Raw genomic sequence first — 22,755 nt, 5'->3', positions numbered from 1 at the left:
ACAGGCGTATGCTGTCGCGCCCCCACATTGATTGATCGCCGTGCTGGAACTGGTTCCCCCTGAGTTGTGGTGGCTGGTGGTGATCGCCTTCATCGCCGGCCTTGTGGATGCTGCCGTGGGCGGCGGTGGCCTGGTGCAGCTGCCCGGCCTGTTCACGGTGCTGCCGCAGCAGACGCCGGCGATGCTGTTTGGTACCAACAAGTTCAGTTCGATGTTCGGTACCGGTGCGGCTGCCTGGCGCTATGCGCGCAATGTGCGCTTCCCGTGGAAGCCGGTACTGTTCGCGGCCGGCACGGCCTTCATCTTCTCCTTCGCCGGGGCCACGGCGGTCAGCCTGTTGCCCAAGGACGCGGTGCGCCCACTGGTGCTGGTGCTGCTGATCGCGATGCTGGCCTATACGCTGTGGAAGAAGGACTTCGGCGCGTTGCACCGGCCGCAGGAGATCGGCCGCCGCGAACTGGTGATCGCGCTGGCGATCGGTGCGGCGATCGGCTTCTACGACGGCTTCTTCGGGCCAGGCACCGGCAGTTTCCTGATCTTCCTGTTCGTGCGCTTCTTCGGGCTGGATTTCCTGCGCGCGTCAGCGGCTTCGAAGGTGGTGAACCTGGCGACCAACGTGGCAGCGATCTCGTTCTTCGTGCCGACCGGCAACATCCTGTGGCTGTTCGCGCTGCCAATGGCCGCAGCCAACATCATCGGTTCGGTGGTGGGCACGCGCCTGGCGCTGAAGGGCGGCACGCCGTTCATCCGCAAGCTGTTCGTGGGGCTGGTGGTGGTGCTGATCGCGCGGATGGCGTGGGATACGTTCCGCGCTGCGTGAATGCGGTTGCCGGCCAGCGGCCGGCACTACCGAATCCCGCCCATGGGTAGTGCCGGCCGCTGGCCGGCATTCCCCTTCAATCGGCCGGGTCAGGCCTCGGCTTCTTCCGGTTCGTTGGCCTGCTGGCGGCTACGTTCGGGCAGCTTCAGGCGCTTGCCCTCTTCGTCGTACTCGATCAGCAGCACGCCTGAGTCGTGGCGGCCGCTGATTTCGACGAAGCAGGCGCCACCGATGAACGGTTCCAGCGTCATCACCGACTTCAGCGGGGTGGCGACCACCATCTGGAAGCCGAAGTTGTCGAAGATGTTCATCGCCAGCGCGGTGAACTCGTTGTCGGCCTTGTCGAAGGCCTCGTCGAGCACGACCGCGGCGTAGCTGGGCAGCTGGCTGTCGGCGCCGCCGAGCTGGTAGCGTAGCGCAGCCGCCAGGCAGGTGGTGGCCAGCTTCTGGCGCTGGCCACCGGACTTGCCGGCGCCGCTGCGGTAGATCTCGACCTGCTGGCGCGTTTCCGCATCCAGCTCGACGCCAATGAACTCCACGTGCATGCGCACGTCCAGCACCAGTTCGCGCCAGCGCTTGTCCTCGCCTTCCTGCGAGCCGAGGCGGTTGACCAGCTGGCGCAGCACGGTGAACTGCGACTCGGCCAGCTCACGCTGCTCGGTCTGCTGCTGCGACAGCACCTCGCGCAGCTGCAGGTGGAACTCGGCGACCTCCGGCAGGCGGCGGTCGCTCAGTTCGATGGTCAGCAGCGTGCCACGGTTGAACGGCACCTGCTCAAGGCTGGCGTTCACCTCGTCCAGGCGCTGGCCGATCGACTTGCGGGCCTCTGCGCTGTGGCGCTGCAGGGCCAGCAGGTTGTTCTTGCTCTGGTTCTGCAGCAGGTCGAAGAAGCGCTCTTCGTGCTGTGGCAGGCCGTCGCGTTCCAGCCGTTCGAGGCGTGCGAGGAAGTCCTCGGCCGAGGCCACCGACACGGTGAAGTCGCCCGACTCCTCCGGCCACTGCTGGATGAAGCGGCGGAAGCAGCCGATCAGCTGGTTCTCGATGCGGTTGAGGTCCTGCTGCGAGGACGACAGCTGCTCGTTCAGCGCGTTGCTGACCTGGCGCATGTGCGCTTCGAGCGTTTCCAGGCTGAGCGGACCCTGTTCCTGCAGGCGCTCGGCGAGGCCGGCTTCCTGCTCCTGGGCCAGGCTCGGCAGCACCAGTGCGCGGCTCTGCTGGCGTGCGCGGTCAAGGCGATCACGTTCCTTGACCAGCTGGCCGCGCTCGACGCGGACGTCTTCATAGGTACGGCGGGCCTGCTCGATGTCGGCACGCACGGCGTCGATCTGCTTGGCCAGCTTGGCGAGATCGGCGTTGCCTTCGCGCAGGTCGCGCAGGGTGGCTTCGATATCGCTCAGGCGCTGCTGCGGAGCGGCGATGTCGATCTCGTTCCAGCTGATGCTGACCAGCTCGTGGCACGCCAGGCGGCGTTCGTTGTCGCGGTCACGCTGCCCGCGCAGGCGCGCAATGTCGGTCTCGCAGCTGGCGATGCGCTTGGCCAGTTCCTGTGCTTCGCGCTCGAAGGCGCCCACCTTGTCGTGGTTGTTGAAGCCGAGGATCCAGCGACGGCGGTCGCCCACCGCACTGCGGTCGTCCTTCTCGAAACGGTCGCCGGGATGCTTGACTTGGCCTTCGCGGGTGATGCCGCGGTCGACGTTGCGCAGCTGCTTGGCATCCACGCATTCGTAGTCGAAGCGCCTGCCCAGCTCGCGGCGCAGCCAGCTTTCGAACACATGCTCGCGCAGTTCAAGCTTGTGCAGCAGCGACTTCGCCGATGGCTCACGGGCGAATGCATCATCGTTGCGGCGCACGCGGTAATAGGTGAAGCGCATGCCGAGGTGGGTACGGTTCACCCATTCGGCGACGTCGTTGTAATGCTTGTCGTCGACCAGCAGCGACAGCGCGAAGCCACCCAGCACGCGCTCGATGGCACCCTGCCAGCCCTGCTCTTCCGAGCGGACCTGGATCAGTTCGCCGACGAAGGGCAGTGCCGCCTCGGCGATGCCGGTCTCTTCGGCCAGACGCGCGCGCAGCTTCTGCATCGGCGCCGGGATGTTGGAGGGCGTGCGCTGCATTGCTTCGAGTTCGGCACGGACCTCGCCGAAGCGGCGCTCGTCATCGCGCTTGCCGCCCAGGCGGTCACTGATCGCGTCGTCCAGTGCCGAGGAGGCACGCTGGCGGTCCTGCAGTTCGTTCTGTGCGCGCTCGACCAGTTCAGCGAAGCCGTGGGCGTCGTCCGGCAGTTCGGTCCCCAGCTGCTGCGCCGCCTGGCGTGCCTGCTCGCGCTTGGCCTGGCGGCGGTCGCGCTCAGCTTCGGCGCGGCCCTGCTCGCGTTCCAGTTCTTCGATGCGCTCACCGCCCTGCTGGCGGCGCTGCAGTTCCAGTTCGGCCAGGCGCTCGGTGTGATTGTCCAGTGCGGCACGGCGCTGGGCTTCTTCGCCAAGCAGGCCGCGGTCACGCACGTCCATCTCGCGCAGGCGCGCTTCGATCAGCGCCTGGCGCCGGCTTTCGCGGAAGCTGTCGACACCCAGCTTCAGCGCTTCGTCGTCGCCGCGGCGGCGGTGCATTTCCTTCAGGTCGTTGTAGTAGGCACGCGCCGGCAGCAGGGTTTCCACCTGGCGGCGGGCGGTGACCACCGCCTGGTGCGCGCCATCAAGCTCGGCGAAGTCGCTGACCAGGCGCTCGGCGGCGTCGAAGGTCTTCGGCGTGTCGAGCATGAAGTCGCGCAGGAAGACGTTGAGGTCGCCCAGGTTCTTTGCCGACTGCGTCTTGTGCAGCAGGCGCAGCGCCATCTCGTTGTCGATGCCGAGCAGGTCGCGGAAGCGCTCGGCGTAGCCGGAGAAGGTATCGAAGTGGTGCAGGTCGGGCAGCTTCTGCTTCAGCTTGCGCAGGTCCAGGTCGAAGCCGCCGAGGTCCTTGGCGATGTCGAACGGGCGCTCGGCAATCATGTAGTGCTTGCGCACGTCACCAGCCGAGGTGCCATTGCCGGAGATCCACAGCAGGCGCACCAGGCTGACCACGCGGCCATCGCCGGCGCGGTATTCCAGCACCAGTGCGGTCCAGGTCGCGCCCTTGCGCAGGTACTGGGTGGCGATTTCGCCGGTGCCGCTGTCCTGCTGGTCGGCCCACGCGCCGCGCACGTAGGACACCAGGTTGCGGTCGCGGCCACTGCGCTCGGCTTCACGCGCAGCGGCGTTGAAGTCGACGATGGCCGGTGGCGTCAGCAGCGCGGACATGGCATCGAGCAGGGTCGACTTGCCCGAGCCGGAGCGGCCGACGAACAGGAAGCCGCGCTCGGCGATCGGTACTTCGGTCAGGCCGTTGAAGGTGCCCCAGTTGTGCACCTGCAGGCGGCGCATGCGGAACTGCTGCAGGCGCGGGTCCGGCAGGCCTTCGTTGAACAGGGCGGGAGTGTGCTTGGAGATAGCCATGCGATGGTCGGGTCTCTCAGGCCTCGGCGGCCGGGGTTTCACGCAGCTGGCGGTAGACCGCCGAAAGCTGGGACACGTCTTCGGCGGAGAACAGCAGCTTCAGCGCCGGCGAGACTTCGTGGCGGTCTTCCTGGCCGCTGAGGCGGGTCAGGATGTGGTTGTCCTTCATCTTCTGCACCGCCGATGCGACGCGACGGTTGAAGCCGGCGCGGTCGGTGGACAGGTTCTTTTCGTAGATGGCCAGCGCTTCGGCCATCTCGGCGTCGGCGACCACCGCGCGGTTGCCGCGCGCATCGGCCTCGGCCAGCTGCTGGCGCAGGTACAGCAGCAGTACCGAGTCGATGAAGGTCAGCGGCGAGGTGCGCAGCAGCACCGGCGCATCGACGTCCTCGGTATCGGCCTGGCGGGTGAACGCCACGCCACTGTCGCGGTCGAGCACCAGTTCCAGGAACAGGTCGGCCAGCGACGAGCGGATGGCCGCTTCGCTGCGGATCAGCGCCGGCCACAGCTTGGCGTGGCGCAGCTGGTCGATACTGGGGCCGATCAGCAGCTGGCACAGCGCGCGGCGCGCATCCAGCGGCAGGCGCCCGGTATCGCCGAGGTAATACACGTCGTTGCCACGGCGGGGCTGCGCCACGGCCGCCACCGGCTCGGCCTCGTAGGCGTCTTCCGCCATGTCGGCCTGCGCTGCGTCGATGGGATCTTCATGCCAGCTCATGGCGTCTCTCCTGGGTGAACCAAACCAGCGGGATGCGGGCGCGACGGATCTGGCCGTCGCCACCACGCCATTGCGCAAGCTCCTGCTCGCCGGCGACCACGTTGCCGAAGCGCGTGCCCAGCGACAGGTAGCCGATGACGCTGCCAAGGCCCTGCGGCGCCTCGCGCTGCGACAGGGCCTGGGCGATGCTGAGCCGCGGCTGGGCATCGAGCAGGTCGTGCAGGTCGCGGCGCAGGGTGCGGAAATCGATTTCGGACGAGGCCACCAGATCGCCGACGCTTTCCAGGCTGATCGCGGCGGCGTCGTTGTACTCGACGTTGCCATCGACCTGGGCGCTGCGCGGATCGTGCAGTTTCCATTGCGACCACGAGCGCAGGCGGCTGGTGGTCAGCTGCAGGTCGCGGCCGATGCCACGTTGTGCGGGGAACTCGTCACGCAGTGCCAGCGCTTCGGACTGCGCCTGCTTCAGCAGCTGGTTGAGGCGACGCTGTTCCAGATAGCCACGGCTCTGCACGAAGCCGCGCAGGCTGCGCGCGAAGTGCTGCAGCACATCGTGCACCTGGCCACCGCGCTCGAGCATGGTGCTGGTGAAGCCGCGCAGGAAGTTGCGTTCGTTGCGGTCCAGGCGGCGGGCGAAGCCGCGCGCCAGCACTGCCTCCAGTGCGGCATCGAGCTGGGCGCTCTGCTCGGCGTCGTTGAGCAGGCGCCAGAAGGCCTGGAAGCTGCGCCCGGCATCACTTTCGCCGATCACGTCCACGCCTTCGAACAGCTGCGACAGCACATCGCCGCGCTCGCCCTCGTCGTCGATGATGCGTTCGCGGAACTCGCGGTTGAGCTGCTCGAAGTCGTCGCGCACGCGGCGGAAGTCCTCGGTCAGCTCGTCGGCCAGGCCGATGATCTGGCGCGCACGTTCCAGCGCGCGCTTGCCGTCCAGCGCGATCACACGGCCGGCGCCGACACGGGCAATCTCTGCGTCGATCCGGTCGCGCTCGTCGCGCAGCGCCGACAGGCGTGCGTCCGGATCGGATTCGGTCTGCGCGGCCAGCTGCGAGAGCTGTTCGATGACCAGTGCCAGGCGGCTTTCGGTGGCGGCCACGCGGGCCTGCTCGAGACCGTCGGCGAAGCGGATCGCCTGCAGCGCCGCGGTCGACAGTTCGTACTGCTCCTGGTCGGCGCCCTCGGGCAGGCGGCGTTCCAGCCAGCCCTGGGCCAGCCAGTGCGCGATGTAGGCCTGCGCGGTACGCGGCAGCTCGCGCGACAGTTCATCGCCGTTGAGCTGATCCAGCGCACGCTGCAGGCGCTCGTTGAGCACCGACGAAGGCAGGGTGCGCTCGCCGTCCATCAGCAGCCCCTGCAGCAGGCCGATGATTTCCGGAGCGTGGTCGGCGGCGAGCAGCTTCCACTGGGGCTGTTCGCGCAGATGGCGGTAACGGGAGATGCGTTCGCGATGCTTCATGCAGCGAAAGGAGTCATGAGGGCTGGCGGGGAGGGGCAGCCACGCACGGCGGCCGCGCCGGCAGCCGTGGGCATGCCGGCCCGCAGGGGCCGGCGGAGTGCGGTCAAGCGGCTCAGCGCTTGCCGCCCACTTCGATGAAGCGCAGGAACTCGGCGCGGGTACGCGCGTCGTCGCGGAAGCTGCCCAGCATCTTGGAGGTGACCATGCTGACGCCGCGCTTGTGGATGCCGCGGGTGGTCATGCATTCGTGCGCGCCTTCGACGACCACGCCGACACCGATCGGCTGCAGCACATCCTGGATGCACTGGGCGATCTGCGCGGTCATCTTCTCCTGCACCTGGAAACGGCGGGCGTAGGCTTCGACGACGCGGGCCAGCTTGCTGATGCCCACCACCTTGCCGGCCGGCAGGTAGCCGACATGCACACGGCCGATGATCGGCGCCATGTGGTGCTCGCAGTGGCTTTCGTACTCGATGTCGCGCAGGACGATGAGTTCGTCATAGCCGGCCACTTCCTCGAAGGTGCGCTCCATGTAGGCGCGCGGGTCGTCGCGGTAACCGCTGAACCAGTCGCCATAGGCTTCGGCGACACGGCGGGGGGTATCCAGCAGGCCTTCACGGGACGGGTCCTCACCGGCCCAGCGCAGCAGGGTGCGCACGGCATCCTCGGCCTGGTCCTGGGTCACGTCGCCCTGCGGGGCGGCCTTTTCGTTGTTCTTGCTCATTGCGTACAGCGTCCCGAACGGGGGGCGAGCATCGTACCCGACCGGGGGGTGGGTCGTCCTGTTGGGACGGTTCATCGGGGGTCTGGCGGCGCGTCGTTGCTATCGGTTTGGAGGGGGATAGGAGACTGCGCAGGACACGCCGTGAACCCGTCCTTGGGGGCTCGGTCGGCGCATCCATGCGCCTCACGGTCCTGCCCTGCCGCCCTTCCCCATCCCTGACAGTTTCCTGCGGGCGCGGCCGGACCGCCCGAAAGCGGGGGTTCATGGCTTTGGAAGCGGCGCGCCGCTGCCCTGGTGGGTGCGGACCGTTGGTCCGCACTGCTTCTGCTCTTGCTTCTAAGAGCCAACCCACCGCGCTCGCGGGGTGATGGGAAGGCGGCGGGCCGGGCGGGGCAGGACCGTCCGCGGCAGGGATGCCGCGGCCGAGCCCCCAAGGGTGAGGGCGCTTTGCTTGCGAGGCATGCCTCGCAAGCGCCCGAACGCACAGCCGCCAGCGGCTGGGCCGGACCCCGGAGGGGGGTTCACGGCGTGCCCTGCCCCGTCCGGCCCTCCGCCATCCCAACCGATAGCCAACAGGCGCAACGCTTTCCTCACAACACCCCGCCCATTCATAAAAACCCATTGATAGGAATGAAATTAGTAGTATCCTATCTATCTCTTATGGACCGACCCCTCGACGAGCGCACCGTGCTGCAGATGCAGCTCAGCTCCGGCCTGCTGTACGCAGGGCGGCAGTGGCAGCGCCTGGCCGACAGCCGGCTCGGCAGCTACGGCATCTCCACTGCCTGCACCATGCCCCTGCTGATGATCGGCCGCTCCGGCGGTGGCATCCGCCAGGTGGCGCTGGCCCAGCAGCTGGGCATGGAGGGTCCTTCCCTGGTACGCCTGCTGGACAAGCTGTGTGCCAGTGGCCTGGTCCGCCGCGAGAGCGACGCCAGCGACCGCCGCGCCAACCTGTTGTGGCTGACCGACGAGGGCCATGCGCTCGTCAGCGAACTGGAAGACCAGTTGATCGGCCTGCGCCAGGACGTGTTCGGCGAGCTTTCCATGGATGAACTGCACGCCGTGCTGAAGGCATGGCGCCTGCTGGCCGAGGCCGCCGACCGCATCACGTAAGAGCGCTGCCCCCGAACGCCGCCGCTGCCGTGCACACGCCAGCGGCTTTTACCCGTTGCCGTTGTTTCGTTGTCCCTCCCCTCCCCAACCTCGTCCCCGCCCCTACCGATGCCCGGTGAATTCAGTCTCCATGGAGTGTTCGTCCCGACCCTGCTCGGGTTGATGGTGTTGGCCTACCTGGTCAACAGCGGCCTGCACGCGCTGCTGCAGCGTGCCGGTGCCTATCGCCATGTCTGGCACCCGGCGCTGTTCAACCTGGCGCTGTACGGGATCGTGCTGGGCCTGCTGTTCCACCTCCTGCGTTGGATGCAATCGTGAACAAGATCGTGAAGAAGACCCTGCCGGTGCTGCTCACCAGCGCAGCCGTGATCATCGCCCTGCTGGTGCTGCGCCAGCTGTGGGTCTATTACATGGATGAGCCGTGGACCCGCGACGCCCATGTCGGCGCCGACGTGGTGCAGGTGGCGCCGGATGTTTCGGGCCTGGTGGAAACGGTGAACGTGGCCGACAACCAGGCAGTAAAGAAGGGCGACCTGCTGTTCGTGGTCGATCGCGCCCGCTACCGCATCGCGCTGGAGCAGGCCAAGGCCAGCCTGGCTGAGCGCCAGGCCTCGGTGGCACAGCTGCGCCGCGAGATCGGCCGCGACCGCAGCCTGCAGGACCTGGTCGCCGCCGAGGACGCCGAAGTGCGCCGCGCCAAGCTGCAGGCCGCACAGGCGGCGCTGGCCACCGCACAGGCCGCAGTGGACCTGGCCGAGCTCAACCTGGGCCGCACCGAGGTGCGCGCGCCGGCCGACGGCCGGGTCAACGACCGCACGATGCGCGTGGGCGACTACGTGGTGGCCGGCAAGCCGGTGCTGGCGCTGCTGGATACCGGCTCGTTCCGCATCGATGGCTACTTCGAGGAGACCCGCCTGCGCGGCGTGGCCCCGGGGCAGCGCGTGGACATCCGCCTGATGGGCGAGTCGGCCCCGCTGCGCGGCCATGTCGAAAGCATCGCCGCCGGCATCGAAGACCGCTACCGCAGCAACGGCAGCACCCTGCTGCCGAACGTGACCCCGGCCTTCGACTGGGTGCGGCTGGCCCAGCGCATTCCGGTGCGCATCGCCATCGACGAAGTGCCCAAGGGCGTTGAGCTGATTGCCGGCCGTACCGCCACGGTGACCGTGCAGACCACCAGCACCAAGCACGACGACAAGGCCGGCACCGTGCCGACACAGGCGGGCCTGTGAACGCCGCCCTGCCCCGTCTCGGCCTGATCGTCGCACTGGCCAGCCTGGCCGCGTGCAAAACCGTCGGCCCGGACTATGCACTGCCGGAAGGCTCGGCCTTCAAGCGCCCGCAGGCCAATGCGGCGTTCATCGATACGCAGAACCCGCAGATTGCCGCCAACCAGGCGCTGCCCGACCGCTGGTGGTCGCTGTACAACGACCCGGTGCTGGACGGGCTGATCACCCAGGCACTGCGTGACAACGTGGAACTGAAGGCCGCCGATGCGCACCTGCGCCGTGCGGCGGCGGTATACGAACAGGCGCTGGACGCCGGTGGCTTCGAGTACGAAGCCGAGGCCGGGGTCAGCCGCGCGCAGCTGTCGGCCGAATCGTTCCTGCAGGAGCACGAACTGCCGGTGATCAACCTGGCCGATGGCAAGTTCGCGGTCAGCTACCAGTTCGACCTGTTCGGCAAGCTCAAGCGCGGCGCCGAGGCGGCGCGTGCCGACGAGCAGTCCGTTGCTGCGGCGCGCGACCTGGCCCAGGTCAGCGTGGTCGCGCAGGTCGCCGACAGCTACCTGGAAATCTGCCACGCCAACCACGAACTGCACGTGGCCGAGCATTCGCTGCAGCTGCAGCAGCGCAGCCGCAGCGTCACCGAGCGCCTGATCGCAGCCGGCCGCGGCACGCCGCCGGAACTGGCCCGCGCCAATGCGCAGGTGGCATTGCTGGAAGCCGCGCTGCCGCCGCTGCGCGCGCAGCGTTCGGCGGCCGCCTATTCGCTGGCCGCGCTGCTTGGGAAAACCCCGGGCCAGCTACCAGCCGGCGTGATCGACTGTGCGCACGCGCCCAGCCTGGCGCAGCCGCTGCCGGTCGGTGACGGCCGGGCACTGCTGCAGCGCCGCCCCGACGTGCGCCAGGCCGAACGCAAGCTGGCCTCGGCCACCGCGCGGATTGGCGTCGCCACCGCCGAGCTGTATCCGGACATCCGCCTCGGTGCCTCGGTGGGTGCGGCTGGCCTGCTGGAAGACTTCGGCACGCCGATGACCCAGCAGTGGTCAATCGGCCCGCTGATCTCGTGGACGCTGCCGTCGTCCGGTACCCACGCGCGCATCCACGCCGCCGAAGCCGGTGCCGACGCGGCCCTGGCCGAGTTCGACCACACCGTGCTGCAGGCGCTGCGCGAGACCCAGACCGCGCTGGACCGCTACGCCCAGGACCTGCGCCGCCTGCAGTCGCTGCACACCGCGCAGGAACAGGCCGCATTGGCCGCCGAGCAGAACCGCCGCTTGTACCAGGGCGGCCGCACGCCGTACCTGTCCAGCCTGGATGCCGACCGCAGCCTGGCCACCAGCGATGCCACCCTGGCCGCCGCCGAAGCGCAGGTCTCGCGCGACCAGATCCATCTGTTCCTGGTGCTCGGTGGCGGCTGGCAGGCAACGTCCGCCAATGCACAGGCCTCGGCGAAGTAAGCCATGAACGCGCTGACCGATCGCCAGGCGTGGCTGTTCTCGATCAAGACCTACCTGGCCGCGGTGGCCGCGCTGTACATCGCCATGGCTGGCAACCTGTCGCGCCCGTACTGGGCCATGGGCACGGTGTACATCGTCAGCCAGCCGCTGCTGGGGCCGACCCGCGCCAAGGGCGTGTACCGCATCGTCGGCACCCTGGTGGCCGGGCTGGCCACCCTGCTGGTGCTGCCGGCGCTGGTGGAAACGCCGCTGGTGCTGAGCGCGGCGATGTCGATCTGGCTGGCCGGCTGCCTGTTCATGGCCCTGCTCAACCGCGGCCCGCGCGGCTACGCGTTCCTGCTGGCCGGCTACACCACCGCCTTCATCGGCTTCCCGGCGGTGACCTCACCGGAAACCATCTTCGACACCGTGGTGGCACGCAGCGAGGAGATCATCCTCGGCACCGTGGTGGCGGTGCTGTTCGCCTCGCTGCTGTTCCCGGCCTCGGTGCGCCCGATGCTGCGCGCCCGCATCGGCAACTGGATGGAGGACGCCGCGCAGTGGTGCCGGCAGATCCTTGAACGTGGCCGCGCGCATGCGCCGCGCAACCGGCTGGCCGCCGACCTGGTGCAGTTCGAGGCACTGATCGAGTTCCTGCGCCGAGACGACCCGCGCCACGCCGGGTCTGCGGTGTCGATGGAGCGCCTGCGTGAGCGCATGCTGCTGCTGTTGCCGGTGCTGTCCTCGATTGCCGATCGGTTGAGCGCGCTGCGCAGCGGCGGCCAGGCCCTGCCCGAAGGGCTGCCGGCGCTGGTCGACGACATCCGCGATTGGCTGGACGGCCCGACCAACGCCAGCGAGTACGCGCGCCTGCGCGCGCGTATCAGCGCGCTGAAGCCGCAGGTGGACCGCGACCTGCAGCACCTGCAGCTGGCCAGCCTGCTGCTGCGCCTGGAGGAACTGGTGGACCTGTGGCAGGACTGCCGCACCCTGCAGCACGCGATCGATCAGGGCACCGCGCCGTTGGATCGCGCGCACTACCGCATCCGCACCGAACGAGTGGCCGCCGACAGGCACGTCGACTACGGCATGGCGCTGTTCTCCGCGCTCAGTGCCGGCGTGGCGCTGATGAGCTACTGCGTGCTGTGGATCGCGCTGGGCTGGGAAGGCGGCGGCAACGGCGCGATGATGGCCGCGGTGACGGCCGCATTTTTCGCCGCACAGGACGATCCGGCCCCCAGCATGGTGCAGTTCCTGGTGTGGGCGATGGTCGCCTCGGTAGTGGCGGGCGTGTACCTGTTCGGCGTGTTTCCAGCCGTGCACGACTTCGGCCTGCTGGCGCTGGTGTTGGCGGTGGCCTTCCTGCCGCTGGGACTGCTGCTGCATCATCCCAAGAGTGCGCTGTTCGCGCTGCCGCTGACAGTCAACCTGGCTGCGTTGCTGAGCCTGCAGAACACCTACAGCGCCAACATCCAGGTCTTCCTCAACTCGTCGATCGCGATGTTCATCGGCATTGGCTTTGCAGTGGTGATGACCCGCCTGTTCCGTTCGGTAGGTGCCGAGTGGACCGCACGCCGGCTGGTGCGGCAGGGCTGGACCACGCTGGCCGAAGCCGCCGAAGGACGTGGCCAGCAGGACCGGCAGCGCTTCGCCGCACGCATGCTCGACCTGCTGGGCCTGCTCGCACCGCGCCTGGCGGCGACGCCGGAGGGCAGCGACATCGCCTCGGTGGACATGCTCAACGAGGCGCGCATCGGCCTGAACATCCTGCAGCTGCGCCGTGCACGGCTGGAACTGCCCGAGCGCAGCCGCGAAGCCGTCGAGCACATCCTGGAGGAGATCGCTGGGCACTACCGGCGGCAGATCGCGGCGCGCAAGCCGATGGTGGCGGCCGACGCGCTGCGCGAGCGGCTGGATACCTCGCTGGGACGGGTCGGCAGCGTGGCCGCCTGCAAGGCCCGCGACGAGGCGCTGATGGGCCTGATCGGCCTGCGCTTCGCGCTGTTCCCGGAGGCGAAGGCGCTGGCGCCGGAGTGGGCGGACACCGACGCTGCATCAGCCTGATAATGATCGGTGACGCCGGGCGATGCCCGGCAGCCTTTCGCCACGGCAGCAGGATGGTTCAATGAGTTACGACATGATGGTGTTCGAGGCCAGCGCCGCCCCACGTGAGGCGGCGGCATTCATCGCCTGGTTCGAAAAGCAGACGCAGTGGAACGAGCGCCACGAGTACGACGACCCGGCAGTCAGCAGCGCGGCGCTGCAGGCGTGGTTTACGGAGATGGCGCAGGAATTCCCGCCGATGAACGGACCGCTTAGCAACGACGATGACGACCGTGCCGAAGTGACCGAGTACAGCATCGGCCAGCAGGTGATCTACGGTGCGTTTGCCTATTCGCTGGCCGAGCGCGCGCACGGGCGCGTGCAGGATCTGGCAGAGAAGCACGGCGTGGGCTTTTTCGATGTGAGTGCTGATGAAGCCGCGATCGTGTTCCCGGATGGGCTGGTATTGATCGCTGAATGACTGGGGCGGCAGGGCTGCGCCCTGCACCTGCCGAATCAACGTCAACAGCAACGCCAAATGCGTGCTATCCGTGGGTTGGCGGGGTGGGTCCACGCCATGCGTGGATGAACGTCGGAATGATCGAAGTACGCTTTTGTAGAGTCGAGCCATGCTCGACTGCTTCTGCCTGGCGATCAGGTGAAGGGGTCAGAGCCCGTTCCCGATGGGAACGGGATCCGGCCCCGATTCAGAACAACGTGCCCTGCACCGTGGGCTGTTCGATGCGCGCTGGTTGTTCGGGCACATCTTCGGCACCCAACCGCCAGGCCAACCCGCCCAATCGGCTGGCGTGGCGCTTCAACGCTGCCTGCAGCACGTCGTCGCTGCCCGCCACATGCAGGACCTGGCGGGCACGGGTCAGGCCGGTGTAGACCAGTTCGCGCGACAGCACGCGGCTGTCCTGGCGCGGCAGCTGCAACCACACTTCATCGAACTCCGAACCCTGTGCCTTGTGCACGGTCATCGCAAAGGCGCTTTCGTGCGCGGGTAGTGCCGCCGGGTGGAAGGCCCGCGGCTGGTCGACGCTGTCGCCGGGGAACCAGGCCACCATCGCGCCACTGCCATCGCGCAGGCAGATGCCGATATCACCGTTGAACAGGCGGTGCCGGTAGCTGTTCTCGGTGACCAGCAGCAGGCGGCCCTGGAAGTAGCCCGGGGTGTTGCCAGCCAGCAGCTGTTCGATGCGGCTGTTGAGCCCGCGCGCACCTTGCGGGCCTTCGCGCAGCGCGGTCAGCACGCGCAGGCGACCGGCCTGCTGCAGGGCACTTACCGGATCCGCGGCCTCGGCCAGTGCACGCCAATGGCCCAGCAGGTGCTCGCGTTGGCCGCGCAGTGGATCGGCTTCGCCTTCGTGGAAATGCACGCCGGCCAGTTCAGCACTGCGCAGCAGCTGCAACGCGGTGCCGCTGTCGCCTTCGCGCACGGCATGCGCCAGCGGTGCCAGGTCCAGCGCATCACTCTGCCGGTAGCCGCGCTGCAGCTGCACGCGACGGCCGGCGAAAGCGCGTGGTGCGGCCTGCGGCTGCAAGGTGGCCGGGGCCAGCAGGCCGTGCAGCGCCAGCGCGTCGTCGGCGCGGGTGCCGTTGCCATCGCCGCTGGCACGCAGGATCGCACTGAGCACGTCGCCCGCTTCCACCGACGGCAGCTGGTCGGGATCACCGAGCAGGATCAGCCGCGTGCCGCTGGCGATCGCGTCAACCAGCTTGGCCATCATCGGCAGATCGATCATCGACGCTTCGTCGACCACCACCACATCCACCGGCAGCGGATTGTCGGCGTGGTGGCGGAAGCGCGGCGAATCCGGGATCACGCCGAGCAGGCGATGCAGGGTGGTGCCGGTACTGGGCAATGCCGCGCACAGCGCCGGGTCCACGCCGTTCTCCTGCAGGCGCTGCACGGCCTGCCGCAGGCTCTCTGCCATCCGCTCGGCGGCGCGACCGGTGGGCGCGGCCAGCGCCACCTCGGGCAGCGGCTGGCCGGCGTGCCGGGCCTGCGCGGCCAGAAGCAGCAACAGGCGTGCGATGGTCGTGGTCTTGCCGGTGCCGGGGCCGCCGGTGACCAGCGCCAGCGGATGGCGCAGGGTCACGCCGGCGGCACGGGCCTGGTGATCTTCGCTGCCCGATGCCTGCGGGAACAGCTGCGCGAACAACGGTGCCAGAGCCGCCATGTCCGGTGCCGGCAGCGGATGCCGGCCGATGCGCTGCAGCCCGGCGGCCAACTGCCGTTCGTACTCCCGGTAGCGGCGCAGGTAAAGCAGGCCGTTTTCCAGCACCAGCGGCGCATTCTCGGCGATGGCGTCGGCCTGGTCCGGCGTCGCTACCCACGGCGATGCACGCAACTGTGCCAGCCAGTCCTGAGCGGCAGGCCACTCGGGCACGCCTTCCAGCAACCGCTGCGGTTGAGCCGGATCGAACGCGGCGTGGCCCTGCGACACCGCCAGCGAAGCCAGAGCCGCCGCCAGTGCCACACTGTCGGGCGTGTCGTCGCGCAGCCGCTGCAGGCTGGTCGCCAATGCATGATCGAGAGTGCGCAGCAGGCCCTTCTGGTGCAGCTCCTTCAGCAGGCTCATGCGCTGGCTCCAAGGGCACGCGCGGCGAGCTGGGCCTGGGCCTGCTCGCCGCCGGCGAACAGCGCGTCGAGTGCATCCACCAGCGCGTACGGGAAACGATCCACGTGCACGCCATTGCCCGCGCCATCCAGGCCGCGGCAGAACAGGTAGCGGATGCCGCCCATGTCGCGCTCGTAGTCGTAGGCGGCGCCCAGGCGGAAGCGCAGCCAGCGATGCAGGGCCACGGTGTAGATCAGCGCCTGCAGATCGTATTCGCTGTGGCGCATGGCAATGGCCAGAAGATCCGGGCTGTAGCCGGGCAGGCGGTTGGACTTGTAGTCGAGCACGTACCACCGACCATCACGCACGTAGGTCAGGTCGATCATGCCGGTCATCAGCCCTTCCAGGCGGCGGCGCTGGCCGAAGCCTCGACGACCACTGGAAACGCCGTGCGCATGCAGCACCTGCAGCAGGGCCGGCACCGTGGTTGGTTCGATGGCGAAATGGAAGTCGATTTCGGCGCGGCGCTCGCCTTCACCGAGGCTGTACAGCGCACCGCCTTCGGGCAGCGGTACGGTCAGCGTGTGGCCCACCAGCGGCACCAGCACCGCTACGCCATCGTCCAGATCGACGTCGGCATAGCCCTCATCGTGCAGCGCCTTGCGCAGCACCTCGGCCTGGCCCTCGGGAGCTTCCCGGCCTGGTTGCCAGTCAGCCCATGTGGCGAAGTCGACGTTCTCCATTGCCTCGTGCAGCACGTTGCCGAAGCGGCTGCCCATGAAACGCGGGTCGAGCGGCGCGCTGTCCTCGGCCGCCGCGGCGGCTTCCGGCAGTGCCGGTTCCAGCGGCAGCTCCGGGCCGGTGGGTTCGTCGGCTGCCGGCGCCGGCAGCGCGGTAGCAGCGGCTTCGATGTCACTGCCCGCGCCGGCATCGGCGTGGGCCAGCTGGGTGAAGCTGTACACCCACCAGTCGTGCGGAACGCGCCGGGTCAGTGCACGCACCGCCGGAAGATCTCCTTCCACTTCGGCTGCCAGCTGCGGCAGCGCAGCCGGTACCTCACTGTCATCGATGCACACATCGGCATGCGCGCGCAGCGCCTGCAGGTCACCCAGCAGCGGTGCCAGCCGCGTCCTGCCGAGGCCGGCCAGATCACCCGCGGCGATCCACAGCGCGTGCTCGGCACGGGTCAGGCCGACGTACAGCAGGCGCGCATCCTCGGCACGCTGCTCGCGTTCGCGCTGCGCAGTGGCCGCTTCCCAGGCCTCGTCCTTGCCCAGCTTCCAGTGCAGCTGGCGCTGGCCTCCCACATGGACCGTGCAGTGCGAGGCGGTGTTCGGTGCGCCGCCGTCGATGCCGACGAAGGGCAGGAACACCAGCGGATACTCCAGGCCCTTGCTCTTGTGCAGGGTGATGATCTGCACGCGGCGCGCATCCGACTCCAGGCGCAGGAGCTGCTGCTCGTCATCCTGGTCGGCACTGGCCATCTGCCCCTGCAGCCAGTCCAGCAGGCCATGCATGCCCAGCGCCTGCGCCGAGGCCTCCTGCAGCAGTTCACCCAGCTGCAGGTAATTGGTCAGGCGGCGCTCGCCATCGATCAGCGCCAGCAGGCGTTCACCCTGTGCGGCACAGACATCGGCAATCACTGCGAACGGTCCGCCGCGTTGCCAGCGCTCGCGCCAATGCAGCAGCTGTGCCTGGAACCCGCGTTGCAGGTCGCCCTCGCGTTCCATCGCCGCAATCGCACTGGCACGCTGGCCGAGCAGGACCGTTGCCAGCGCGGCCCGCAGGCGGCCTTCGTCGGCCGGCTGCAGCAACGCCAGCAGCAGTGCACGGAGATCACGCGCTTCGCTGGTGGCGAACAGGCTCTGCTTGCCCGCTGCCACGGCAGGAATGCCGACCGCAGCCAGCGCGCGTTGCACCAGCGTGGCCTCGCGATGCGAACGCACCAGCACCGCGATGTCACCCGGCTCTACCGGGCGCCCACGCAGCACCACGTTGCCGGCGCGCGCCTCGACCAGGATCTGGTGGATCGCCGCCACACAGGCGCGGGTCGCTGCCTCGCGCGAGGCATCGGCACTCATCGCCTTGTCACCGCCACTGCGCAGCACGTGCAGGGTGAGTGCCGGGGCGGCATGGCCGTCGCGCTGGTAGTCCGCATCGCTGCGCACGCCACCGGGCCGCACCGGCTCGAACTGGATGTCACGCTCGAGGAAGGCGTCTTCGCCACCGTTGTCATACAGCGCCTGCAGCGCGCGCAGCACGGCCGGTCGCGAGCGGAAGTTCTGGTCAAGCACCGGCGCCTGTTGCGCCGCCCGCTTGGCCTTCAGGTAAGTGTGGATGTCACCGCCGCGGAAACCGTAGATCGCCTGCTTGGGATCGCCGATCAGGAACAGCGCCGGTGCCAGGCCGAGCTCGCGCACCTCCGGTGAATCGCCGAACACGGTGTGGAAAATGCCCCACTGACGGTCGTCGGTATCCTGGAACTCATCGACCAGCGCGATGCGGTACTGCGCGCGCAGCTGCTTGACCAGTGCCAGCCGCTGCGGGCCTTCCAGGGCCAGTGCCACGCCATCGATCAGATCGTCGTAGGTCTGCACCCGACGGGTGCGCTTCAGCGCCTGCAGGCGCTGTCTGGCTTCGGCGCGAAGCGCGTGCAGGAAGTTCAACGCGGTGGCACGCAGCCAGGCATCGCGTTCGGCCAGAAGCGCGACATAGCGGGCCAACGGCGCCTGCAATGGCGACGATGGCGTGCGCTCGGCGAATTTCTTGTTGGTCTTGGCCGCCAGCGCCTCCGGCAGCAGTGCCGGCAGGCGCTCGCTGGTCAGCAGCTCGCGCGGGTCTGCGCGCTCGGCCCAGCCCAGCAGTTGCCGGCCCAGCGGGTGCAGCCAGCCCAGCTTGTAGGACACGCCGTTGATCCATTTGTTGTCGACCGCATCGCAGAGGTCGATGAAGAACTGCTCGCCATGCTCGCGCAGCGCCTGCTGCAGTTCGGAGGCAGTGGTCTGCAATGCCGGGTGTGGATCGGCCAGCGCCACCGCCTGTGGCAACGGGTGCAGCGGTGGCGCGGCCAGCAGAGCGCGCAGATCGGCGGCCAGTGCGTCCGGGGTGGACCACAGCCAGGTCAGCGGTTCCAGCGTGGCCGGGTCATTGGCATGCACGCGCCACAGATCGGCCGCGAGCTCCTCCAGCAGTTCACGATCGCTGGCCAGCAGTTCCGGCGGATCAAAGGTGTGGCCGCTTTCCAGCGCGTGCTCGCGCAGCACGCGGGTGCAGAAGCCGTGGATGGTGAAGATGGATGCCAGGTCGATCTCGTCGGCGGCCACCTGCAGGCGGCGTTTCAGTGCGGCGGCGCTCTCGGTGCCGCCCTGCAGATGGCGCTGCAGCACCTCGCGGGTCAGCCGCACGTCCGGCGCTTCGCCTTCGACCGGTTCCAGATCGACCAGGCGTGCGGCCAGCGCCAGGCGCTCGCGGATGCGCTTGCGCAGTTCCTGGGTAGCCGCATCGGTGAAGGTCACCGCCAGGATCTGTCCGATGCGCAGGCCCTGCTCCACCACCAGGCGGGTAAACAGCGTGGCCAGGGTGAAGGTCTTGCCGGTACCGGCGCTGGCTTCGATCAGGCGGATGCCCTCCAGCGGCAGGGCCAGATAGGGATCGCGGCTGAAGGATTCGAGGCCGTCTTCGGCGATGGCGGTGTTCATGCGTTGCCCTCCTGGCGTGCTTCGGTGCCGAGAGCGCGGCCTTCGCGCACCGCGCTGAAGACCAGCTGGCTGTTGCGCAGCAGGTCAGCGTAGCCGGCATCGGTAGCGAACGGGTCGGCCCCGCGCAGCAGCAGCTGCCAGGCGTCGCTGCTGGATTCACCCCAGCTGCGGTCGCTGCCGTGCCACTGCTTCCAGCCCTCGCTGCGCTGTTTCTCTGCCGGCGCGTTGTACAGCACCCAGCCGGTATACGGGGCAAAGCGCAGCGGCTCACGCAGGCCGCGCTGGCGCAACTGCAGCAGCGCGCGCAGCGCCGCGCGTGCAGCAGGCACGCTCAGTGCCGGCAGTACATGCGGGCCGGGACCGGCGTCGCCGCCATCGTGGAACTGCACAAGGGGCAGTGCGTCGCCGGCGGCGTTGGCCAGCAGCCAGTCCAGGCCCTGGCGGATCACTGCATTGCCATTGAGCGTGCCGGCGCGCAGCCGCACCAGGCCTTCGGGATGCCGATCGGCCACGCGGCCGTGCAGGCGCACGCCGTCGATCTCCACTTCGTAGCGACGGCTTTCCAGTGGTTCGCCCTGCATCCAGTCCAGCAACGCACTGGCATACGGGCGGGTCTTCAACTGCTCCACCTCGAACTGGCGCTGGCCCAATGGACCGGACGGCAGCAGGCCACGCGCGCGCAGCCGCGGGTACAGCGGCTCGGTATCGCCGCTGAGCGTGGCGCGCACCACCGCCGCCTGTACGCTGCGCTTTTCCGGGCCGCGCGATGACAGCACCAGCGGTTCCAGGTCATCAACTTCCCCGGCATCGTCGGCCAGGCGCAGGCCCATCGACTGTGCGAGGAACTGCCCGGCCGGGTCGCACAGGAAGCGGCGCAGGGTGTCGAGCGCGAGCTCGCCTTCCACCGCATCGTCGGGCGGCGGCGGCAAAGGGGCATCGAACCACGGCTGCAGGCCCCCACGCTGGCCGGTGAGGCGGCCGGCAGCGGGATGCCATTGCCGCCGATAGCTGAAGCGGCGTGGATCACCATCTCCGAACGCCGCAGGTGAGAACGGCTGCAGTGCATGGCGCACGGTAAAGCCGCGGGCCGCCGCAGGCGGATCGAGGTGATACGCGGCGGCGGCATCGATCAGTTCACTGACCAGCACCGACGGCTCACGCACGCTGCCATCGCGTGGATCGGCGCCGAGGTAGCTGAGGTAGAACACCTCCTGCGCGGCGGCGAACAGCTGCAGGAACAGGAAGCGGTCGTCTTCGCGGGTGGAGCGATCGCCCGGGCGGCGGCGTGGCGTGTCCAGCTCGGCGGTGAGCTGGTTGAGACCGGCAGCTGGGTCGCGACGCGGGAAATCGCCATCATTGAGACCGAGCACGCAGATCACCCGGAACGGCAGCAGGCGCATCGGCACCATGCGGCCGAAACTGATGCCACCGGTCAGCAGCGGCGCGCGCGTATCGGCCTCGCCCAGTACGCCGGCGAAGTGCGAACGCACCGCCTCAGGCGGCACACCGTCTTCGAACCCGGCCTTGGCGGCATCGTCGGCGAACTGATTCAGCAGCTTGCGCAGGCGCTCGAGGGCACGCTGGCTGTTGGGCGAGCTGGGCGCGGTCGGCAGCAGCGCGTCCAGCAGCGACAGCAGCCGTTGCCGCCACTGCGCCGGGGTCAGCAGCTCGCCGAGGCGACGCTGGTAGACCGCCAGCACGCGCAGCAGCCGCAGCAGCCGGTCCAGTGCTTCCAGCGCGCCGCCCTCCAGCTCGATCCACGGAGCCACGCCGGCCAGGTCCGCCTCGCTGCCGGTGGCGTGACCGAGCACCAGGCGGTCCAGTGCGAACTGCCAGGTGTAGGCGTCGTCGGCCGGTGCCTGGTGCTGGTTGCGGTGCTTCGCATCCAGGCCCCAACGTGCGCCAGCCTGCTGCAGCCAGCCATGCAGGCGATCGAAGTCCACTGCCTCCAGCCCGGCCGCTTCGGCCAGCGGCGCGCTGGCCAGCAGGTCCAGCACTTCATTCAGGCCAAAGCGCGACACCGGCAGGCCCAGCAGGTGCACGAACACATCGGCCAGCGGCTCGCCCGCGAGCGGGCTGCTGTCGGCCAGCGCGTAGGGAATGTGCTCCTCCTCGCCGCCGCGGCCGCCGAACACCGCTTCCAGGTACGGCACATAGGGATCGATGTCCGGTGCAAGCACCGCGATCTCGCGCGCCTGCAGCGGTGGGTCGAAGCGCGGGTCCTGCAACAGGCTTCTGAGCTGGTCGTGCAGCACCTGCAGCTCGCGCAGCCGGGTGTGGCAGGCATGCACCTGCAGGCTGGGGTCGTCGCTGCGCAGCCCATCACGCAGCTCGCCCGAGGGCACTGCGCGACGGTGGAACAGATCGCGCTGCAGGCGATGCAGCAGGCTGTCGGACAGGCCGCCTTCGTCCAGGGTCGGCCGGGTGTCTTCTTCCGGATCCGAATACGCGGCAATCTCGCCGGCCGGGTGCACCACCTCGTAGCTGCCCAGCACCGCCATGAAGTCGCGGCCGGCCGCACCCCAGGCTTCCAGCAGGCGGTTCTCACCGGCCGCTTCACCGAAGGGATCGGGCGCGCCGCTGCGCAGGCGCTCGGCCAGCGTCTGCAGGTCACCCCAGTACGACTGCACCGGGGTGGGCATATAGAAGTGCAGCTCGCCCACCCGCGCCTGGGTGGCCATCACCCGCAGCACATCGGGCGAGATGTTGAGCGTTGCGAACGCGGACATGCGCGGCGGCAGGCCCTGCGGCAGCGGCTGGCCGGCGCCCTCGAAGCGATCCAGGTACGCCTGGATGCGGCGCGCGCGGTAGTCGCGGCCATGGGCGATGGTGCGCCACAGGATCGCCTGCGGGTCGGCCGGGTCGGCGCCGGCCTCCCAGCGCAGCAACCAGTCGCGGCGCCAGGCCTGGTACTTCTCGAACACCGACGCCAGTTCACCGGCCAGTGCCCACGGCTTCAGGGCGTCGCCGCCGGCAAGATAGGACTGCAGCGCGCGCATCGGTGGCTGCGCCAGCAGCGCCGGGTCGCGCAGTGCCTGGTACAGCTTCCAGTGCAGGCCCGCCGCGTCCAGGTCGTCGTGTTCGCCCGGCACATTGGCATTGAGTGCACGGGCAACGAACTCGCCCGGGGTCAGGAACTCGAGGTTGGCGGCCACGCCATATTCGGCAGCGAGTGTCGCTTGCAGCCAACGCCGCATCGCCACCTGCGGGATCAGCACCACCTCCGGCGCGAGCAGCGGCTGGCCCGGAACCGGCACACGCACGTTGCGCGCCAGCAGCGCAGCCAGCACGTCCAGGGAGTTGGAATGGTAGAGGCGGAAATCGCTGCCCGGGTCACTCATCATGCACAGTGTGCAGCACGGCAGGCAGTATTCAATGGCCCGCCCATCGCCGGTACGGATTGTTCCGCGCCGCCGGCCGATTGTCCCGGCCTGGCAAGGGTCTTGCCGTGCCACAATACTGGACCGTCCAGTCTGCTTAT

The 22,755-nt window shown here is 68.9% G+C and carries 14 protein-coding genes; 7 read left to right on the top strand and 7 right to left on the bottom strand.

Annotated elements, in window-relative coordinates; genetic code table 11:
• Positions 1–40 precede the first annotated feature (40 nt).
• Positions 41–820 (top strand): TSUP family transporter, encoded by a 780-nt coding sequence (locus KXV01_RS14435; protein ID WP_049412519.1) that lies wholly within the window; start codon positions 41–43, stop codon positions 818–820.
• Between the two features lie 89 nt (positions 821–909).
• Here the strand turns inward: KXV01_RS14435 and KXV01_RS14430 are convergent, their stop codons facing one another.
• The 4 genes from KXV01_RS14430 to folE all read right to left on the bottom strand — a co-directional run bounded on the left by KXV01_RS14430 (position 910) and on the right by folE (position 7,188).
• On the bottom strand, positions 910–4,290 hold the full coding sequence (locus tag KXV01_RS14430; protein WP_099486022.1) for an SbcC/MukB-like Walker B domain-containing protein: 3,381 nt from the start codon (positions 4,288–4,290) through the stop codon (positions 910–912).
• Between the two features lie 16 nt (positions 4,291–4,306).
• Positions 4,307–5,008, bottom strand: a complete 702-nt coding sequence (locus KXV01_RS14425) for a DUF4194 domain-containing protein (RefSeq protein WP_049438706.1) — start codon at positions 5,006–5,008, stop codon at positions 4,307–4,309.
• Entirely contained in the window at positions 4,995–6,464 is a 1,470-nt protein-coding gene (locus tag KXV01_RS14420; RefSeq protein ID WP_049412510.1) for a DUF3375 domain-containing protein, read from the bottom strand. The genes KXV01_RS14425 and KXV01_RS14420 overlap by 14 nt, the downstream gene beginning before the upstream one ends.
• A gap of 112 nt (positions 6,465–6,576) precedes the next feature.
• Positions 6,577–7,188, bottom strand: a complete 612-nt coding sequence (folE, locus tag KXV01_RS14415; RefSeq protein WP_004141296.1) for a GTP cyclohydrolase I FolE — start codon at positions 7,186–7,188, stop codon at positions 6,577–6,579.
• Positions 7,189–7,848: 660 nt separating this feature from the next.
• Between folE and KXV01_RS14410 the strand changes: the two genes are divergently transcribed.
• The 6 genes from KXV01_RS14410 to KXV01_RS14385 all read left to right on the top strand — a co-directional run bounded on the left by KXV01_RS14410 (position 7,849) and on the right by KXV01_RS14385 (position 13,490).
• Positions 7,849–8,304, top strand: a complete 456-nt coding sequence (locus KXV01_RS14410) for a MarR family transcriptional regulator (protein WP_005421298.1) — start codon at positions 7,849–7,851, stop codon at positions 8,302–8,304.
• A gap of 108 nt (positions 8,305–8,412) precedes the next feature.
• Positions 8,413–8,622, top strand: a complete 210-nt coding sequence (locus KXV01_RS14405; protein WP_025875651.1) for a DUF1656 domain-containing protein — start codon at positions 8,413–8,415, stop codon at positions 8,620–8,622.
• Positions 8,619–9,536, top strand: a complete 918-nt coding sequence (locus KXV01_RS14400) for an HlyD family secretion protein (protein WP_164283812.1) — start codon at positions 8,619–8,621, stop codon at positions 9,534–9,536. The genes KXV01_RS14405 and KXV01_RS14400 overlap by 4 nt, the downstream gene beginning before the upstream one ends.
• The gene (locus KXV01_RS14395) at positions 9,533–10,987 is read left to right on the top strand and encodes an efflux transporter outer membrane subunit (protein ID WP_164283810.1); all 1,455 of its coding nucleotides are present in this window, start codon (positions 9,533–9,535) and stop codon (positions 10,985–10,987) included. The genes KXV01_RS14400 and KXV01_RS14395 overlap by 4 nt, the downstream gene beginning before the upstream one ends.
• A 3-nt stretch (positions 10,988–10,990) precedes the next feature.
• Entirely contained in the window at positions 10,991–13,030 is a 2,040-nt protein-coding gene (locus tag KXV01_RS14390) for an FUSC family protein (protein WP_049411004.1), read from the top strand.
• A 61-nt stretch (positions 13,031–13,091) separates the two neighbouring features.
• On the top strand, positions 13,092–13,490 hold the full coding sequence (locus tag KXV01_RS14385; protein WP_164283808.1) for a hypothetical protein: 399 nt from the start codon (positions 13,092–13,094) through the stop codon (positions 13,488–13,490).
• 226 nt (positions 13,491–13,716) lie between these two features.
• Here KXV01_RS14385 and recD read toward each other — a convergent pair whose 3' ends face one another.
• The 3 genes from recD to recC are packed head-to-tail and all read right to left on the bottom strand — an operon-like array spanning position 13,717 to position 22,618.
• The gene (recD, locus tag KXV01_RS14380; RefSeq protein ID WP_164283806.1) at positions 13,717–15,597 is read right to left on the bottom strand and encodes an exodeoxyribonuclease V subunit alpha; all 1,881 of its coding nucleotides are present in this window, start codon (positions 15,595–15,597) and stop codon (positions 13,717–13,719) included.
• On the bottom strand, positions 15,594–19,274 hold the full coding sequence (gene recB / locus KXV01_RS14375; RefSeq protein WP_263467881.1) for an exodeoxyribonuclease V subunit beta: 3,681 nt from the start codon (positions 19,272–19,274) through the stop codon (positions 15,594–15,596). Before recB ends, recD begins: the two co-directional genes overlap by 4 nt.
• A complete protein-coding gene (recC, locus tag KXV01_RS14370; protein ID WP_111096986.1) occupies positions 19,271–22,618 on the bottom strand; it encodes an exodeoxyribonuclease V subunit gamma in 3,348 nt (1,115 codons plus the stop codon). Before recC ends, recB begins: the two co-directional genes overlap by 4 nt.
• Positions 22,619–22,755 lie beyond the last annotated feature (137 nt).

It is taken from the genome of Stenotrophomonas sp. Ps181 (assembly GCF_025697425.1).
GTDB lineage: Bacteria > Pseudomonadota > Gammaproteobacteria > Xanthomonadales > Xanthomonadaceae > Stenotrophomonas > Stenotrophomonas sepilia.
This window is presented reverse-complemented; position numbering and strand designations above follow the sequence as displayed.